Origin of the sequence: Psychroflexus planctonicus (genome assembly GCF_014640195.1) — a bacterium.
Taxonomy (GTDB): Bacteria; Bacteroidota; Bacteroidia; order Flavobacteriales; family Flavobacteriaceae; genus Psychroflexus; species Psychroflexus planctonicus.
On sequence record NZ_BMGM01000002.1, the window covers coordinates 50,286 to 68,106 of the forward strand.

Here is a 17,821-nt window from a genome sequence, read left to right on the forward strand (position 1 = left end):
ATTTATGAGCGAGCAGATTAAAGTGCCAACTATGGCACAATATATGGCTGAAGGAAAAAAACCTGAAGTTTTATTTTGGGTAGGATGCGCAGGAAGTTTTGATGATCGTGCAAAAAAAATAACCAAAGCTTTTGTAAAACTTTTACACAAAGCTGGAGTAGATTTTGCCGTTTTAGGAACCGAAGAAAGTTGTACTGGTGATCCTGCAAAACGCGCTGGAAACGAATTTTTGTTTCAAATGCAAGCTATGACCAACATAGAAGTAATGAACGCATACGAAATTAAAAAAGTTGTAACTACGTGTCCACATTGCTTCAATACCATAAAAAATGAATATCCAGAATTAGGCGGTAATTACCAAGTAATGCACCATACTCAATTTTTGAAATCACTCTTAAATGAAGGTCGATTAAAAGTGGAAGGTGGGAAATACAAAGGCAAACGAATTACTTTTCATGATCCTTGCTATCTAGGCAGAGCAAACGGCGAATATGAAGCACCAAGAGATTTACTTCGTAAATTAGAAGTGGAACTCATTGAAATGAAATCCTGTAAAAGCAAAGGTTTATGTTGCGGAGCAGGTGGAGCACAAATGTTTAAAGATGCCGAAAAAGGTGATAAGGAAGTAAATATTCACCGAACAGAACAAGCTTTAGAAACTAAACCTGAAGTAGTTGCAGCAGGTTGCCCGTTTTGTAATACCATGATGTCTGACGGTGTAAAAAATAAAGAAAAGGAAGACACTATTGAAGTACTTGATGTTGCCGAAATGATTGCTAACGCAGAAGAACTTTAAACTTATGCTAACAGAATTTAATTCCTTACCAGATGAAGCACGCATCTGGATTTACCAATGTAACAGAACTTTTACAGAAGATGAAGTAGCAGAACTACGAACGCGTATTTCTGCATTTCTTGAAGAATGGACCGCACATGGATCACAATTGCAAGCTGGTTTCAAAATACCCTATAATCGTTTTATTGTTATAGGTTTAGATCAAAGTCAATCTGCTGCATCTGGTTGTTCTATAGATGCTTCTGTTCATTTTATACAAAACCTAGAAAAAATCTATGATGTAGATTTACTCGACCGCATGAATGTAAGCTTTAAACAAGGTAAGTTTATTGCTTATAAAGATTTAAAGGAGTTCAAAAAAATGGTAAAGAACAAAGCAGTTTCTCGACAAACAATCGTTTTTAATAATTTAATAAACAACAAAGCTGAATTTGAAGATTTTTGGGAAGTTCCTATGGAAGAATCATGGCATAGCCGTTTCTTATAAATAGATTCTATGAAATTTACTTGGCTTTTATTCGTATTCTCAACTAGCATTGTATTTGCTCAAAATCAACATCCGTTGGCTTCAACAGATGTTGAGCAACAAAAAAAATGGGTAGATTCGGTTTACAATTCTTTATCAACTAAAGAGAAAATTGCTCAATTATTTATGGTGGATATTTTTTCTGAAAAAGAAGATAAACACACCAACAGAGCACAATTTCTTATCGAAAACTACGGAATTGGAGGCGTTATTTTTTCTAAAGGTGGTCCGTATCAACAAGCTAAATTAACCAATCAGTACCAAGATGCTTCAAAAATTCCTTTGCTTATTGGCATGGATGCCGAATGGGGTTTAGCTATGCGCTTAGATTCTACTTATGCTTTTCCATGGAATATGACTTTAGGAGCAATATCTGATGCAGAAGTTGTTCAAAAAGTGGGTTATCAAATTGGTAAGCATAACAAAAGAATGGGCGTTCACATTAATTTTGCTCCGGTTGCAGACTTGAATACCAATCCTAAAAATCCAATTATAGGAAATCGCTCTTTCGGTGAAAACAAAAAGCGAGTTAGCCAAAATGCCATTGCTTTTATGCAAGGTATGCATGATGCTGGAGTTTTAAGTAACGCCAAGCATTTCCCAGGTCATGGCGATACTGACCAAGATTCGCATAAAACTTTACCTAGTATTTCATTTGGTAAAGAACGTATTAAAGAAGTAGAGCTTTATCCTTTTAAAGCCTTATTTGATGCAGGTGTAAGTAGTGTAATGGTAGCTCATTTGAACGTTCCTAGCTTAGAAAAACAGAAAAATTTACCAACTACTTTGTCTCAAGAAGTAGTTACCAACTTGCTTCAAAATGAACTAAAATTTAAAGGTTTAGTAATTACGGATGCTTTAAATATGAAAGGGGTAAGCAATCATAATTCGCCCGGGAAAGTAGATTTAGATGCGTTTTTGGCAGGAAATGATATTCTACTAATTTCAGAAGATATTCCGCAGGCTATAGAAGAAATTCATCAAGCTTATGTAAATGAAGTTTTTTCTAAAGAACGATTAGCACATTCAGTTAAAAAAATACTGATGGCAAAATATAAAATTGGCTTACACCAAAATGCATCGGTTGATACTAATAATCTTTTTGAAGACTTAAATACGGAAGAAAATAAGGCTGTAGAAGAACTTGCCTTCTTAAATGCAATTACTTTGGTTAAAAATGATTTAGGCATTTTTCCTATTTTATTTACTCCTGAAAAGAAAATTGCCTACATAAGTCTAGGGCAAGACAGTGGGGATCATTTTTTTGAAATGATGAACACTTATCAAAAAGTTGATCATTTAGAAATAAATGAAAATTTAGTAAATAAATTAGAAGCTTATGATGAGGTGATTGTTGGTCATCATATTTCTTCGGATAATCCTTGGAAGTCGTATGCTTTTTCAGAAAAAGATAAAAATCTAATCGATTTAATCAGTAAAACAAAAAAAACCTTTTTATTTAATTTCGCTAGTCCTTATGCAATATCAGATTTAAATAGTTACATCAATATTGAAGCTATTGTTCAAGCCTATCAAAATACGGAAATAGCTCAACGAGTGGCGGCGCAAATGCTGTTTGGAGCACAACCTGTAAAAGGTAAACTTCCTGTAAGCATTCGGAATTCGTTCCCGGAAGGAACAGGTTTCACAGCAAAAAAACAAAGTGTCTTTGGATATAATCATCCTTCAAATTTAGGCTTCGACCCAGTTGTGTTTTCAGAAATTGATTCTATTGCAACGGAAGTATTGGCTGAAGATATGTCTCCAGGTTTTCAAATATTAATTGCTAGAAAAGGAGAGATAATTTATGATAAGAATTTCGGTTATCATACCTACGATGAGAAAATACCAGTAAGTAAAAATAGTATTTACGATTTGGCTTCACTAACTAAAATATTAGGCACGCTTCCAGTTTTAATGATGGCAGAAGAACAAGCTTTTTTTGATATTGAAACCAGTAAATTATCAGATTTATTAGCTGAATACGAATCTAGTAATAAAGGTGATTTATCGCTTAAAAGAATGTTGTCTCATTATGCTGGCTTACAAGCTTGGATTCCGTTTTATAAAAACACAATCGATAATTTTGATGAGTATTACAGAAGTGAATTTTCTAAAGAGTTTTCAATACCAGTAACTGAAACATTATACTTGAGAACAGATTATAAAGACAGCCTGTTCTTAGAAATTAAAGACTCTGAATTGAGAATAAAAGATGAATATAAGTATAGCGATTTGCCTTTTTATTTTTTAAAAGAATATTTAGAAAACCTATATGAAGATAGTATAGATAATCTTACAGAAGATTTTTTCTATAATTCAATGGGGTTAAAAAATTTGAAATATTATCCACTACAACATTTTGAACCCAATAGAATTGTTCCAACCGAAGATGATAAAATTTGGCGCAAGCAAATCATAAAAGGCACGGTACATGATCAAGGAGCAGCCATGCTTGGCGGTATTGGTGGACATGCAGGTTTGTTTGGAAATGCAGAAGATGTGGCAAAGATGATGCTTATGTACATTAATGGCGGTAATTATGCTGGCAAACAATATTTACAGTCCAAAACAATAGATAAATTTAATACGTGTTATTATTGCGAAGAAGATGTACGCCGCGGAATTGTATTTGATAAACCGCAATTAGATGAAGTAGGCCCAACTTGTGGATGTTTGTCTATGAACAGTTTTGGCCATTCTGGATTTACAGGAACCTATGCATGGGCAGATCCAGACGAAGAAATTATTTATGTATTTCTTTCTAATCGTACTTTTCCAGATGCAAATAATAAGAAATTGATTAAGTCTAATGCACGAACACGGATTCAAGAAGTAATTTACGATGCCTTAATCAGATAAATTGATTTTATTTTAGGCACTGCTAAGTTAAAATCAATTATTTTTAAATTCTAAAATACCTTAAATGAAAATAGCCATTGTGTGTTATCCAACCTTCGGTGGAAGTGGAGTAGTAGCAACAGAATTAGGAATTTCGCTTGCCAAACGCGGTCACGAAATTCATTTTGTAACTTATAAACAACCAGTTCGTTTAGATTATCTAACGCACAATATTCATTATCACGAAGTAATTGTCCCGGAATATCCACTTTTTCATTATCAACCTTATGAGCTTGCACTTTCAAGCAAATTGGTTACGGTTATCAAAAAATTTGAAATTGACATTTTGCATGTGCATTATGCTATACCGCATGCCTATGCGGGTTTTATGGCACAGCAAATGTTGTTGGAAGAAGATATTCATATCCCAATGATGACCACTTTGCACGGTACAGATATTACTTTAGTAGGAAGCCATAATTTTTACAAGCCAGCTGTAAATTTCAGCATCAATAAAAGCGATGCAGTTACATCAGTTTCAGATAGCTTAAAAAGTGATACCCTGCGAATTTTTGACATTAAAAATGAAATTCATGTTATACCGAATTTCATTGATATGAAAAATCTTCAAAAAGACTTTGAAAATTGTAAGCGTCATTTAATGGCTAATGAAGATGAAAGAATTATAACCCATGTTAGTAATCTTCGACAAGTTAAAAGAATAGATCATGTAATTGAAGTATTTCATAAAATTCAAAAAGAAGTTAAAGCTAAGCTGATTATAATAGGAGATGGACCTGAACGGGAAAATGCTTCAAAATTAGCACATGAGCTAGGCGTTAGAGATTCAATTATATTCTTAGGGAAATCTAATGAAATTGAACGTATTCTCTGTTTTTCAGATTTGTTTTTATTGCCTTCAGAAAAAGAAAGCTTTGGTTTGGCTGCGCTTGAAGCCATGGCTCATGGCGTTCCAGTTATTGCTTCTAATGCGGGTGGTTTACCCGAAGTTATTGTAAATAATGAATCTGGCTTTTTATGCGAAATTGGCGATGTAGATGCGATGGCTACGCATGGAATTTCCTTATTAAAGGATGATGATAAACTGGAGAAGTTTAAAACTAATGCCGAAACTCAGGCATGGAAATTTGATATTGAAGAAGTAGTTCCAATGTATGAAAAACTTTATTTACAGATGAAACATTCTACAAAGTAAACTTATTCCTTATTGGCTATTTGGATAGTTTCTGATCTAAATTTATTCTTACCAAAATCTAAAGTTCTAATAGGGAACGGAATGTTGATGTTGTTTTCATCAAATGTTTTCTTAATACCTAAAATTGCTTTATGGCTGGCAACAAAAACATCTTTTTGATTTCTAACATTTGCCCAAAACCGAACGATGAAATTAATTGAACTATCACCAAAACCTGTGTAGTAAAACTCAATTCCTTCACCACTTTTTTGTTCGAAGTTTTTCTTTATAATCTGTTCAGTAAGCTCTTGAACTTTATTTAAATCACTTTCATAGCCTACACCGCATTCTACAGTAATTCTTCCCCGATCTGTCCTGGAAAAATTTTTGAAAGGACTATCGATAATTTTGGAGTTCGGTATAGCCACAATATTTTGATCTGCAGTTTGTAAAACAACACTGCGCAAATCAATATCAATTACTTTACCACTAAAATCGTTAGTTTCTAACCAATCACCAATTTGAATTCGAGGTAAAAAACTTAAAATAACACCCGAAAAAGTATTGTTTAAGGTTCCTTGTAAGGCTAAACCAATAGCAAGACCTATTACACCGGCAGCACCTAAAACAGAAGTTAATACTTTATCTAAATTAAGTATCCCTAAAGCTATAAAAAAACCAAGTGAGATAATTATTACTTTGGCTACTTTAATGCTAATTATTCTTACAGAACGTTGTGCAGCCGTTTTAAATAAAATTCTATCTAAAATTCTACCTGCATATTTAGCAATGATTAAAAATAAAATAAATACCAGAATAGCAATAACGAAATTAGGTAGATTCAGTATAACTGAATCTACCATATTAATTACCTTGCCTAGTAATTCATCTTTTAATTTTCCAAACTTACTACTGATAGAAAATATAAACATTAAGCTTTAATTTTCTTAGACCAAACTTCGAGCATCCAGCTAGATTTTTCTAATTCTCTAATGTAAGCTCCAACCAGATCAATTGTACCTTCGTCACTGGCTGCATCTGCTGTATTAATAACTTTTCTCATTTGTTGGATAATGGTTCCATGATCTTCAATTAACATTTCAACCATTTCAAAATCCTCTAACTCTGCATCAGATTCTTCCACGCTACTTAAAGCTAAATAATCTGATAAATTACTTTTGGGTTTCAATCTTAAAGTAAGTATACGTTCTGCAATTTCGTCGATTTTGATTTTAGCATCGTCATATAATTCTTCAAACTTTTCATGTAAATCAAAAAAGTTTTTGCCGATTACATTCCAATGGAAATTACGTAATTTTTGGTAGTATAAATGATAATCTGCAAGCAAAATGTTTAATTCCTTAACTGTATCTTTAGTTTTATTTTCATCTAAATTTAAATAAGCCATATCTAATTATTTGTTTTTGTTATTCATTGCAAATATACAATAAGAATTAGTTATACATATACTGTTTAAGCTGTTTAATCTAAGTTTAACAACTACTTTTGAATCTTTTTTGACAACTCTTTGGAAATTGAACTGCTTATTCCGTAACCATCTACCAACGTACCTTTAGTACCATCTTTTGTTTCAACTGCATACAAAATAGATAAATCAGAAGGGTTAGACATCCCTTCAAATCTGTAAAAGTGTTTTACTGTTAATTCTTCCACGTCAAGTTTTTGCTTTTTATCTAAATTTACAATTGTATCATCTTTTACACTAAAATTTGAATCGTAGCCTAATTTTTTAAGTTCTTCAATTTTTAATGACAGTGTGTTGGTATCCATAAATTATAATTTTCTACAATTTAAATATTATTGAAATAATACAAAGACGATTAAATCTTATTTAACGCTTTACTTGTTTTTTCTCTCATTTATTCCAAATAAACCAATCGGAAAAGCAAGAAAAACAAGTAAAAAAGAACCAGTTACTAATCCATAAATTGTAATTAGAGCTGCAGCTATGTAGAACCAAGTAGATTTTGAAATGTTCATTTGCCTTATTTTATTTCAATGTACAACTTTTGAAGTCTTTATCAAAGTTGATTTTCTTTTTTTAAAATGCTAGTTAAGTCTTTCCATTTAATATCTTTGCTGGTAAAACCACCAAATGCAATTTTTCCGTTTTATTTTTAGCAAGATTTTTCTGAAACAGCTTTTAATTGCTGTTGTTTTAATTATTATTCTCGTTTTTGCAGCACTGTATTGGTTAAAATTCTCAACGAATCATGGCGAATATATTACAGTTCCTAATTTAGAAAAATTAGAATTAGATATTGCTAAAAAAAAATTAGATGAGATGAATTTACGTTACGAAATAATAGATTCATCTTCATATAATCCAGATTACCCTGCATTTTCTGTCATAGAACAAATTCCTAATCAAGGAACTTATGTAAAAAATAATCGGAAAATTTACTTGAGTTTAAATCCTTCGAGTTTTCCCAAGATAGAAATCCCAAAAAATGTTACTGGAAAATCTTTGAGGCAAGTAAAACCAACCTTGTTATCATTAGGTTTTAAAATTGGTGAAATTAAAGAAGAACCCAATATAGCAGATGTTGTTATGTATATGATTCATGAAAATGATACCATTAAAGAAGGTGATGTACTTAAGAAAACCTCTACAATTGACTTAATAGTAGGTGATGGAAAATTAAAATATGGACAAAGCATTCCGAAAGATTCTCTTCCAGAAGTTAAAGATGTATTGCAAATCAACACAAGTTCAGAAAACAATTAATTATGAGTAGTAAGGAAGAAGAAAACATGGATCAAGATGATTTGTACGAACACCATCATTTTATTGCATCAAAAGGGCAGGAGCCTTTGCGGATTGATAAATTTTTAATGAATTTTATTGAAAATGCAACCCGTTCTAAAATTCAGCAGGCAGCAAAAGATGGTAATATTTATGTAAATGGAACGGCTGTAAAACAAAACTACAAAGTAAAAGCTTTTGATGATGTAAAGGTTTTGCTTTCGTATCCGCCTTATGAATCTCAACTTATTCCGGAAAACATTCCTTTAGATATTGTTTACGAAGATGAAGCGGTTTTAGTTGTAAATAAACCTGCTGGAATGGTTGTGCATCCAGGTCACGGAAACTACTCTGGTACATTAATTAATGCTTTAGTTTATCATTTTGAAAACCTCCCTAATAACTCTAGTAATCGTCCAGGATTGGTTCATAGAATAGACAAAGAAACCAGTGGTTTGTTAGTAGTTGCTAAAACTGAAGAAGCAATGAATCATTTAGCAAAACAATTTTTCCACAAAACCAGTCAACGAGAATATATTGCATTGGTTTGGGGTAATGTAAATGATGAAGAAGGAACTATAGAAGGAAACATTGGTAGAAGCCCTAAAAATAGAATGCAAAATATTGTATTTAAAGGCGAAAATGAAGAATGGGGTAAACCTGCAGTAACACATTACAAAGTTTTAGAAAGATTTACCTATGTTACTTTAGTGAGTTGTAAATTAGAAACAGGTAGAACACATCAAATTCGCGTTCACCTAAAATACATAGGTCATACTTTATTTAACGATGAGCGCTACGGCGGCGATAAGATTTTAAAGGGTACTGCTTTTTCAAAATACAAACAATTTGTAGAAAATTGTTTTAAAGTTTTACCTCGGCAAGCCCTGCATGCAAAAACTTTAGGTTTTGAACATCCAACTACAAAAAAATGGATGCAGTTTGATACTCCAATTCCAGATGATATTGAAAACTGTTTGAGCAAGTGGAGAACCTATGCAAAGCACAGTATAAGTGAATAAAAAAAAGCCGCAATTAAGCGGCTTTTTTAAGTAAATATTGAATTGAATTTTTAGATTTTTTCTTGTTCGCAATCCAGTTTTTTGTAAACCCAACCATCAAATTTTATTTTACTTCTATCTTGAATGGTTTTAAACTCATTTTTTTCAACCAACTTAGCTGAGCCTTGTTGCAATGTGAAATTCTTTTTGTCTTCTAAGAAAACAATTTCTTTTACCGAAGTAACATCACCTTGTCTATATTTATATGATAAATACAATGTATCTCCAGAAAATTCACCCGTTAAAGAACCACTTTTTGAATTTTCTCCATTGTAAATTAGGTTGCCCGTTACTATATCATCTTCTAAAATAAGATTCAATTGAGCGTCTGTATTCTCGTCTTTATAAGTGTAGCACTTTTTTAAAGAAGGGATATCTTCTAACTCAGGTTCTGTAATTTCTAATTCTACATCATTAGGTTGTTCATCAATTGCTTTGGTTTTGTCTTGTTCTTTCTCATTTTTACATGCAGTTAGTACAAAAGCAATAGCAAATAGGTAAAAAATCTTATTCATGTTTATTAGGTTTTTCTTCTTTTTTATTCTTAATCTTTAGTATCAATTCTTCTTTATCAGTGTCGAAGTCCATATTAATTTCATCTCCTTCATTGATTTCTGTATTGATGATTTTTTCTGCTAAGGCATCTTCAATGTACTTTTGAATAGCTCTATTTAATGGTCTAGCTCCATATTTAGAATCGAAACCTTTTTCAGCAATAAAATCTTTAGCAGCAACCGTTAAAGAAAATTGATAACCCATTTCTTCGATACGCAAGTAAAGTTTAGCCAATTCAATATCAATAATTTTATGAATATGACTTTTTTCTAAAGCATTAAATATAACAACATCATCTACTCGATTTAAGAATTCTGGTGCAAATGCTTTTTTAAGTGCACCTTCAATTACTTTTCGGCTATTCTCTTTTTCTTGGTCTTTTTGAGATTTTGTACCAAATCCAACTCCTGTTCCAAAATCTTTCAATTTTCGGGCACCAATATTTGAAGTCATGATAATAATGGTATTTCTAAAATCTACCTTTCTACCTAAACTGTCTGTTAAATGGCCATCATCTAATACTTGCAATAACATATTAAATACATCAGGATGTGCCTTTTCAATTTCATCTAGCAAGATAACCGCATAAGGTTTACGTCTAATTTTTTCGGTTAACTGTCCGCCTTCTTCGTAACCAACATAGCCAGGAGGTGCACCAATTAATCTAGACACAGCAAACTTTTCCATATATTCACTCATGTCTAATCTTACTAATGCATCTTCATTATCAAACAATTCAGTAGCTAAAACTTTTGCAAGTTGTGTTTTTCCAACACCAGTTTGACCTAAGAAAATAAATGAACCAATAGGTTTGTTAGGATCTTTTAATCCAGCTCTATTTCGCTGAATAGCTTTTACAATGTTTACAACAGCTTCATCCTGTCCAACTACTTTGCCTTTTATAGTTTTGGGTAGTTCGGCTAATTTATTGCCTTCAGTTTTGGCAATTCGGTTAACAGGAATGCCGGTCATCATAGAAACAACATCTGCAATGTCATTTTCAGTAACCGTAATTTTATTTTCTTTTGCTTCAGCTTCCCATTCTTCTTGAGCAACCTCTAATTCTTTTTCTACATGTTTTTCGTCATCACGTAGCTTCGCAGCTTCTTCGTATTTTTGTTTTTTTACAACTGTATTTTTAATATCTCGAATTTCTTCAAGTTTCTTTTCTAAATCTAGAATGCGCTGTGGTACATTTATATTTATAATATGAACTCGTGAACCTGCTTCATCTAAAGCGTCTATGGCTTTATCTGGTAAGAAGCGATCATTCATATAACGAGTTGTTAGTTTTACGCAGGCTTGAATAGCTTCATCTGTAAAATTCACATTATGGTGATCTTCATATTTTCCTTTAATGTTGTGAAGTATTTCTATAGTTTCAGGAATAGATGTAGGTTCAACAATAATTTTTTGAAATCTACGCTCTAAAGCACCATCTTTTTCTATGTTTTGTCTATATTCATCTAAAGTTGTGGCACCTATACATTGTATTTCACCGCGGGCTAAAGCAGGTTTAAACATATTGCTAGCGTCTAAACTTCCAGTTGCGCCACCAGCTCCAACTATGGTATGAATTTCGTCTATAAACAAGATAATATCTTCGTTTTTTTCTAACTCATTCATTACTGCTTTCATGCGTTCTTCAAACTGTCCACGATATTTTGTGCCTGCAACTAAACTAGCTAAATCTAATGTTATCAGTCGTTTATCATATAAAATACGAGAAACTTTACGTTGAATAATGCGTAAAGCTAAACCTTCTGCAATTGCACTTTTACCAACACCTGGCTCCCCAATTAAAAGCGGGTTGTTTTTCTTTCTTCTACTTAAAATTTGAGAGACGCGTTCAATTTCTTTTTCTCTTCCAACAACGGGATCCAATTTACCATCTTCTGCCATGGCTGTAAGGTCTCTTCCAAAATTATCTAAAACTGGAGTTTTAGATTTTTTATTGGTTTTAGAAGATTTTCCAGTATCTCTACTTCCTTCAAAAGGAGATTTTCTGCCACCAGTAGGATTGTCTTCTGGGTAGGATTCTGCAGTGGGTTCTTCGAAAGTGCTTCCGTCTTGTGAAATCATAGATTTGAATTCTTCTTTAACATTGTCGTAATCAATATCAAATTTGGATAAAAGTTTAGTGATTGGGTCTTCGTTGTTTCTTAAAATACACAATAGCAAATGCGCTGTGTTAATTGAAGAACTTTGAAACAACTTAGCTTCCAAAAAAGAAGCCTTTAGAGCACGTTCTGCTTGTCGTGTTAAATGCAAATTCTGATTTGTATTAATTTTTGAAGCAGAGAAGTCTGTTGGATTTAAAATCTCAACTTTTTTTCTCAATCTATTTAAGTCTACTTCAAATGTATTTAATATTTCTACGGCTTTGCTTGTATCGTCTCTAAGCAAGCCTAACATTAAATGTTCTGTACCTATAAAATCATGCCCTAAGCGTAAAGCTTCTTCTTTGCTAAACGAAATTACATCTTTTACTTTTGGTGAAAAATTATCGTCCATATTTCAATCTTCATTTATTCTGAATTGTTCAAAAACAATACCAATATTATAATACACTAAATAACAAAAAAATAAATAAACAAGGTAGAAAACGATGCCAATATGGCATATTGTTGCTAATAAATTTTTGTTAACAAAAAACGCTGTTTTTAGCCTTTAGTAGTGCCAAAATAGTGATTTTTTTATGTAAATTAGCAGCTTAAACAAATTAATTAAAATTTAATTTATGGCAGACGGCGAACAGTTGATTCCGATTAATATAGAAGACGAAATGAAAACAGCTTACATTGATTACTCAATGTCTGTTATTGTTTCAAGAGCTTTACCCGATGTAAGGGATGGCTTAAAACCTGTACATAGAAGGGTTTTGTTTGGAATGAATGAATTAGGTGTACTTTCCAATAGACCGCATAAAAAATCAGCAAGAATTGTAGGTGAGGTATTAGGTAAATATCACCCACATGGAGATACTTCTGTTTATGATGCAATGGTGCGTATGGCCCAGGAATGGAGTATGCGTTATCAGCTTGTAGATGGGCAAGGTAACTTTGGTTCGGTTGATGGAGACAGTCCAGCAGCTATGCGTTATACAGAAGCCAGAATGCGAAAGTTTAGCGAAGAGATGTTATCGGACATCGATAAAGAAACTGTAGATTATTCGTTAAATTTTGATGACACGCTAGAAGAACCTACTGTAATGCCAACTCGAGTTCCTAATTTGTTGGTGAATGGAGCAAGTGGTATTGCTGTTGGTATGGCTACCAACATGGCTCCGCATAACTTAACTGAAGTTATAGATGGTACCATTGCTTACATAGATGACAATGATATAGAAATTGAAGGATTAATGGAGTACATTAAAGCTCCAGATTTTCCAACAGGAGGTACAATTTATGGCTATGATGGTGTTAGAGAAGCCTATAAAACGGGTCGTGGCCGCGTGGTTATGCGTGCAAAAGCCACTTTTGAAGAAGTAAAAGGGAAAGAATGCATTATAGTTACTGAAATTCCTTACCAAGTCAATAAAGCTGATATGATTAAGAAAACAGCAGACATGGTAAACGATAAGAAAATTGAAGGAATTTCTTTAATTCGTGACGAATCTGACCGTAATGGAATGCGGATAGTTTACATCTTGAAAAAAGATGCCGTTCCCAATGTGGTTTTAAACACATTATATAAGCATACAGCATTACAATCTTCTTTTAGTGTAAACAATATTGCCCTGGTAAAAGGTAGACCACAAATGTTGAATCTAAAAGATTTGATTCATTATTTTGTTGAACACAGACATGATGTAGTTACTCGAAGAACCAAATATTTACTTCGCAAAGCAGAAGAAAGAGCACACATTTTAGAAGGATTGATTATTGCTTCAGATAATATAGACGAAGTAATTAAAATTATTCGTGGTTCTTCTAACGCAGAAGAAGCAAGAGCAAGCTTAATTGAACGATTTGAGTTAACTGAAATTCAGGCCAAAGCAATCGTAGAAATGCGTTTAAGACAATTAACCGGTCTTGAGCAAGATAAACTACGTTCTGAATATGAAGAATTGATGAAAACCATTGAAGACTTAAAAGATATTTTGGGTAGCGAAGAACGCCGTATGCAAATTATTAAAGACGAGCTACTAGAAATTAAGGAAAAGTATGGAGATGAGCGCCGTTCTAATATTGAATATGCTGGTGGAGATTTAAGTATGGAAGACATGATTCCTAATGAACAAGTTGTGATTACAATTTCTCATGCAGGTTATGTAAAACGAACTTCCCTAACAGAATACAAAACACAAAGTAGAGGTGGAGTAGGTCAAAAAGCAACCACGACAAGAGATGAAGATTTTTCAGAATATCTTTTTGTAGGAACCAATCACCAATACATGATTTTCTTTACGCAAAACGGAAAATGTTTCTGGATGCGTGTTTTTGAAATACCCGAAGGTACAAAAGCTTCAAAAGGAAGAGCTATTCAAAACTTGATTAATATTGATCCCAACGATAAAATCAACGCCTTTATTTGTACACAAGATTTGAAAGATGAAGAATACGTAAATTCAAATTATGTGTTAATGGCTACCAAAAAAGGCCAGGTTAAGAAAACTTCATTAGAACAATATTCAAGACCACGTACCAACGGAATTAATGCCATTACTATTAAAGATGGAGACGAATTGCTTTCGGCAGTATTAACCAATGGTGAGTCTGAAGTAATGCTTGCTTTAAAATCGGGTAAAGCCATTCGATTTGAAGAAAGCAAAACTAGACCAATGGGAAGAAGCGCTTCTGGTGTTCGCGGAATTAGATTAGGAAATGACAAGGATGAAGTTGTTGGAATGATTACAGTTAACAATCCTAAAGAAGAAACCGTTTTAGTAGTTTCTGAAAACGGATATGGTAAACGTACATTTATAGACGACCCAGAATCTGGAGAGCCAATATACAGAACAACCAACCGTGGTGGTAAAGGAGTTAAAACCATATCAATAACGGAGAAAACAGGTAGCTTAGTAACTATTAAAAATGTTACTGATGCAGACGACTTAATGATTATTAAAAAATCAGGTGTAGCTATACGCATGTCTATGCAAGAATTAAGAACCATGGGTAGAGCAACCCAAGGTGTGAGATTAATCAATTTAAAAGATGGAGATTCCATTGCAGCAGTTGCTAAAATTGCAATTGAAGATGAAGAAATTGAAGATATTAATGAAGGTGAAGAAACTTCACCAAATACAGACGAAACAAATTCAAATGAATAATTTATTAAACACAAAATTTAAACAAATGAATACTAAACTTATAACACTTGGTCTTGCCTTGTTTTTGGGTTTCAATATGACGGCTCAAAAAAAAGAAGTGAAAAGTGCTGAGAAGGCAATGAAAGATAACAATTACGAAGAAGCCATTAAAGAACTTGATGCTGCTAAATCTGCTGGAATTTTAGATGAAAAGGATAAGTGGGTTGTACGTTATTATGTGGCTTTAGGTGATGCCTTATTTGGTCCTAAAGAAAATGGTACTAACGATATTGAGAAATTAGAAAAATCAGCTGAAGCCTATAAAAAAGCGCTTGAAAAAGACGATTCTGAAACAGATGCAACAGATGGACTCTTTATGGTTAAAAACCAATTGGTGAATTCTGCAGTAGAAGATCAAAACAAAAAAGATTTTTCTACGGCTAAAGAGAAACTATATAAATCTTATCAATTAGATAAAAATGATACCATTTATTTATACTACGCAGCCGGTAGTGCAATAAGTGCTCAAGAATTAGATGACGCAGTAAGTTATTACGAAGAACTTTTGGAGTTAGGTTTTGATGGTTCTAAGATGGAATATTTTGCAGTAAATAATGAAACAGGGGAGAGAGAGAAGTTTGGAGATAAAGATTACAGAGATTTGATGGTAAGATCTGATAATTATTCCAAACCTGAAGATGTAAAGTCGCCTTCTGTTAAAGCTGAAATTGCTAAAAATACATCTAGACTTTATATTCAATTAGAGCAGCCAGAAAAGGCAATGGAAGCCATTGAAGTTGCAAAAGAAATGGATCCAGACGATATTACTTTACTTCAAGCTGAAGCAGATTTATATTATCAATTAGGAGATGTTGAAAAGTATCAAGAATTGATGAATAATATTAAAGATAAAGCTCCTGATGATGCAATGGTGTATTATAACTTAGGTGTTTCTGCTGAACAATTAGAAGATGAAGAAGCAGCTAAACAATTCTATGAAAAGTCAATTGAGCTAGATCCGGAATACGTTTATACCTATCTTAATTTAGCCAGATTAATTTTGTCTGAAGAAACAAAATTAGTAGAAGAAATGAATGAATTAGGGATGTCTGCAGCAGACAATAAACGTTATGAGCAACTTAATAAGCAAAAGAAAGAGTTGTATGAAGAAGCATTGCCTTATTTAGAAAAAGCTTATAAGGTAGATTCAACCAACAAAGGTGTTATTCAAACTTTGATGAATATTCACTACCAGTTGGGCAATGATGATGAAGCTGAAAAAATGAAAAATGCACTTGAAGAATTGTAATATTCTTTAAGTATATTAAATACTGAATTAAAAAGCCGTCTCAATCTTGAGACGGCTTTTTTTATACCTTTTCAAAAAGTTGAATATTGCTTTTCAATCGTTCAATACAAAGGTTGTTTATCCTTTTATTGAAGGATTTATAATCTTTAGAATATTCCATATATTCTTCAATAGAAAATAAACCTATAAATACACCTTGAACTTGTCTTCTTAATTTAGCATCTTTTTTAACAGCTTCTTCAATATACTTTAGTTTATTCTCTAAGCTTAATTCGTAAAATTTATTCTTTCTATAATTAATGTATACTTTAAACATTTCAATGAGCAAATCATTTTGAAACTTTGCAATTGGTCTTAACGTTTTGTTTTGAAATGCTTCTGCACTTAAAGTATCACTATTTACTTTAGCATTGCGAATAACAGGCCTTAATTCTAATAAGCTTTTTTCTCTATTTTCCATAAAGTGAAAGTATTAATCTTAATTCACTTTAAAAGTTCGTTTAAGTTAAAAATTCACAAAAAATTGAAATGGTCCTAGAAGCAATTTTTTAAATGAATACCTATTTTGCGATAATATCCTGAAAGATAGGTTTAAAACCACTCAAAAAGAACTCAATAGCAATTACCATAATAATTAATCCCATTAATCTCATTAAAACATTATTTCCAGTGGTACCCAGTAATTTAATAATTTTAGTAGCACTCAATAAAATGGCAAGTGTAATTGCAAAAACAACCAGGATTGCACCAAGTAAAACTAATTTAAAGTCTACGCCTCCAGCATCTTCCATCAAAACAATGGCATTAGTTATGGCACCAGGACCAGTAATCATAGGTATGGCAAGTGGAGTAATAGAAATATCAGAAACATAGGTTTTAACTTCTTCAGGCTTTACTTTCACAGTCCCTAATCTAGCTTGTAACATATCCATTCCCATTAAAAAGAAAATAATACCACCCACAACACGAAAACTGTTGACAGAAATTCCAAAAAAACTAAATAAAACTTGACCTGAAAAAGCAAAGACAACCAGTGTTACAAAAGATGCTAAAATTGCTTTTTTAGCCGTTGCATTTCGATCGCTTTTATCCATTTCCTTAGTCATGGTCATAAAAATAGGCATCACTCCCAAAGGGTTTATAATGGTAAAAAAAGTGGTAAAACACAAAATTCCAAAAGTGATATATTCTGTCATTTTTTCAAAAATTTAAGCTTGCAAAAATAGGATTAAGTTTAATGCTCAGCAATAGCTTTTGGTTTAATTTTTTGCTTTTATTGCTCAGTATAAAACCTGTTTAGTGAGTTAACTTTATATTGATTAGATTGAATCCACAACAATAATTTAGTTGATAAACATATCTTTGAATAATTTCTATAATCTTAGCGACAACGATATAGTATCTTAAAAAGCTATTTAGTCATTAAAAAATATCCGAAAAATATCCGAAAAATATCCGAATGTCTTAAATAATATTTAATTTGTGCTTTCAAATGAAAATGCTTTTAAACTAATCAA

The 17,821-nt window shown here is 32.4% G+C and carries 16 protein-coding genes; 8 read left to right on the forward strand and 8 right to left on the reverse strand.

The window, feature by feature from the left end:
- Positions 1 to 4: 4 nt before the first annotated feature.
- From IEV72_RS02370 to bshA, 4 genes are all read left to right on the forward strand, one after another.
- Positions 5 to 796, forward strand: a complete 792-nt coding sequence (locus IEV72_RS02370; RefSeq protein ID WP_188457483.1) for a (Fe-S)-binding protein — start codon at positions 5 to 7, stop codon at positions 794 to 796.
- 4 nt (positions 797 to 800) lie between these two features.
- Positions 801 to 1,283 (forward strand): ABC transporter ATPase, encoded by a 483-nt coding sequence (locus IEV72_RS02375; protein ID WP_188457484.1) that lies wholly within the window; start codon positions 801 to 803, stop codon positions 1,281 to 1,283.
- 9 nt (positions 1,284 to 1,292) lie between these two features.
- Positions 1,293 to 4,184 carry a serine hydrolase domain-containing protein gene (locus IEV72_RS02380; RefSeq protein ID WP_188457485.1) on the forward strand — a complete coding sequence of 964 codons (2,892 nt, stop codon included), beginning with the start codon at positions 1,293 to 1,295 and terminating at the stop codon, positions 4,182 to 4,184.
- 64 nt (positions 4,185 to 4,248) lie between these two features.
- Complete coding sequence (gene bshA, locus IEV72_RS02385) at positions 4,249 to 5,379, forward strand: N-acetyl-alpha-D-glucosaminyl L-malate synthase BshA (protein WP_188457486.1); 1,131 nt, start codon at positions 4,249 to 4,251, stop codon at positions 5,377 to 5,379.
- 2 nt (positions 5,380 to 5,381) lie between these two features.
- Here bshA and IEV72_RS02390 read toward each other — a convergent pair whose 3' ends face one another.
- The 4 genes from IEV72_RS02390 to IEV72_RS13635 form a co-directional block, all read right to left on the reverse strand.
- A complete protein-coding gene (locus IEV72_RS02390; protein WP_188457487.1) occupies positions 5,382 to 6,290 on the reverse strand; it encodes a mechanosensitive ion channel family protein in 909 nt (302 codons plus the stop codon).
- Entirely contained in the window at positions 6,290 to 6,766 is a 477-nt protein-coding gene (locus IEV72_RS02395; protein ID WP_188457488.1) for a Dps family protein, read from the reverse strand. Before IEV72_RS02395 ends, IEV72_RS02390 begins: the two co-directional genes overlap by 1 nt.
- A 92-nt stretch (positions 6,767 to 6,858) precedes the next feature.
- Positions 6,859 to 7,149, reverse strand: a complete 291-nt coding sequence (locus IEV72_RS02400) for a phosphoribosylpyrophosphate synthetase (protein WP_188457489.1) — start codon at positions 7,147 to 7,149, stop codon at positions 6,859 to 6,861.
- Positions 7,150 to 7,218: 69 nt separating this feature from the next.
- Entirely contained in the window at positions 7,219 to 7,359 is a 141-nt protein-coding gene (locus IEV72_RS13635) for a hypothetical protein (RefSeq protein ID WP_229731773.1), read from the reverse strand.
- A 115-nt stretch (positions 7,360 to 7,474) separates the two neighbouring features.
- On the opposite strand from IEV72_RS13635, the gene IEV72_RS02405 reads away from it, so the two are divergent.
- Positions 7,475 to 8,107 carry a PASTA domain-containing protein gene (locus tag IEV72_RS02405; protein ID WP_188457490.1) on the forward strand — a complete coding sequence of 211 codons (633 nt, stop codon included), beginning with the start codon at positions 7,475 to 7,477 and terminating at the stop codon, positions 8,105 to 8,107.
- Between the two features lie 2 nt (positions 8,108 to 8,109).
- Positions 8,110 to 9,147, forward strand: a complete 1,038-nt coding sequence (locus IEV72_RS02410; protein ID WP_188457491.1) for an RluA family pseudouridine synthase — start codon at positions 8,110 to 8,112, stop codon at positions 9,145 to 9,147.
- Positions 9,148 to 9,197: 50 nt separating this feature from the next.
- On the opposite strand, the gene IEV72_RS02415 is transcribed toward IEV72_RS02410, so the two are convergent.
- Positions 9,198 to 9,701: a hypothetical protein gene (locus IEV72_RS02415; protein ID WP_188457492.1), complete on the reverse strand. Its 504-nt coding sequence runs from the start codon at positions 9,699 to 9,701 to the stop codon at positions 9,198 to 9,200.
- Positions 9,694 to 12,255, reverse strand: a complete 2,562-nt coding sequence (locus IEV72_RS02420) for an ATP-dependent Clp protease ATP-binding subunit (protein ID WP_188457493.1) — start codon at positions 12,253 to 12,255, stop codon at positions 9,694 to 9,696. The genes IEV72_RS02415 and IEV72_RS02420 overlap by 8 nt, the downstream gene beginning before the upstream one ends.
- A gap of 226 nt (positions 12,256 to 12,481) precedes the next feature.
- On the opposite strand from IEV72_RS02420, the gene gyrA reads away from it, so the two are divergent.
- The gene (gyrA, locus tag IEV72_RS02425; RefSeq protein ID WP_188457494.1) at positions 12,482 to 15,016 is read left to right on the forward strand and encodes a DNA gyrase subunit A; all 2,535 of its coding nucleotides are present in this window, start codon (positions 12,482 to 12,484) and stop codon (positions 15,014 to 15,016) included.
- A gap of 25 nt (positions 15,017 to 15,041) precedes the next feature.
- The gene (locus IEV72_RS02430; RefSeq protein WP_188457495.1) at positions 15,042 to 16,304 is read left to right on the forward strand and encodes a tetratricopeptide repeat protein; all 1,263 of its coding nucleotides are present in this window, start codon (positions 15,042 to 15,044) and stop codon (positions 16,302 to 16,304) included.
- A 61-nt stretch (positions 16,305 to 16,365) separates the two neighbouring features.
- Here the strand turns inward: IEV72_RS02430 and IEV72_RS02435 are convergent, their stop codons facing one another.
- Both IEV72_RS02435 and IEV72_RS02440 read right to left on the reverse strand, forming a co-directional pair.
- Positions 16,366 to 16,764, reverse strand: coding sequence for a glyoxalase (locus IEV72_RS02435; protein ID WP_188457496.1), 399 nt, complete (start codon positions 16,762 to 16,764; stop codon positions 16,366 to 16,368).
- A 100-nt stretch (positions 16,765 to 16,864) separates the two neighbouring features.
- A complete protein-coding gene (locus tag IEV72_RS02440) occupies positions 16,865 to 17,500 on the reverse strand; it encodes a MarC family protein (protein WP_188457497.1) in 636 nt (211 codons plus the stop codon).
- Positions 17,501 to 17,821: the final 321 nt, after the last annotated feature.

Coding starts and splice junctions, on each gene's coding strand:
- IEV72_RS02370 (WP_188457483.1), top strand. CDS start 5: ATGAGCGAGCAGATTAAAGTGCCAACTATGGCACAATATATGGCTGAA.
- IEV72_RS02375 (WP_188457484.1), top strand. CDS start 801: ATGCTAACAGAATTTAATTCCTTACCAGATGAAGCACGCATCTGGATT.
- IEV72_RS02380 (WP_188457485.1), top strand. CDS start 1,293: ATGAAATTTACTTGGCTTTTATTCGTATTCTCAACTAGCATTGTATTT.
- bshA (WP_188457486.1), top strand. CDS start 4,249: ATGAAAATAGCCATTGTGTGTTATCCAACCTTCGGTGGAAGTGGAGTA.
- IEV72_RS02390 (WP_188457487.1), bottom strand. CDS start 6,290: ATGTTTATATTTTCTATCAGTAGTAAGTTTGGAAAATTAAAAGATGAA.
- IEV72_RS02395 (WP_188457488.1), bottom strand. CDS start 6,766: ATGGCTTATTTAAATTTAGATGAAAATAAAACTAAAGATACAGTTAAG.
- IEV72_RS02400 (WP_188457489.1), bottom strand. CDS start 7,149: ATGGATACCAACACACTGTCATTAAAAATTGAAGAACTTAAAAAATTA.
- IEV72_RS13635 (WP_229731773.1), bottom strand. CDS start 7,359: ATGAACATTTCAAAATCTACTTGGTTCTACATAGCTGCAGCTCTAATT.
- IEV72_RS02405 (WP_188457490.1), top strand. CDS start 7,475: ATGCAATTTTTCCGTTTTATTTTTAGCAAGATTTTTCTGAAACAGCTT.
- IEV72_RS02410 (WP_188457491.1), top strand. CDS start 8,110: ATGAGTAGTAAGGAAGAAGAAAACATGGATCAAGATGATTTGTACGAA.
- IEV72_RS02415 (WP_188457492.1), bottom strand. CDS start 9,701: ATGAATAAGATTTTTTACCTATTTGCTATTGCTTTTGTACTAACTGCA.
- IEV72_RS02420 (WP_188457493.1), bottom strand. CDS start 12,255: ATGGACGATAATTTTTCACCAAAAGTAAAAGATGTAATTTCGTTTAGC.
- gyrA (WP_188457494.1), top strand. CDS start 12,482: ATGGCAGACGGCGAACAGTTGATTCCGATTAATATAGAAGACGAAATG.
- IEV72_RS02430 (WP_188457495.1), top strand. CDS start 15,042: ATGAATACTAAACTTATAACACTTGGTCTTGCCTTGTTTTTGGGTTTC.
- IEV72_RS02435 (WP_188457496.1), bottom strand. CDS start 16,764: ATGGAAAATAGAGAAAAAAGCTTATTAGAATTAAGGCCTGTTATTCGC.
- IEV72_RS02440 (WP_188457497.1), bottom strand. CDS start 17,500: ATGACAGAATATATCACTTTTGGAATTTTGTGTTTTACCACTTTTTTT.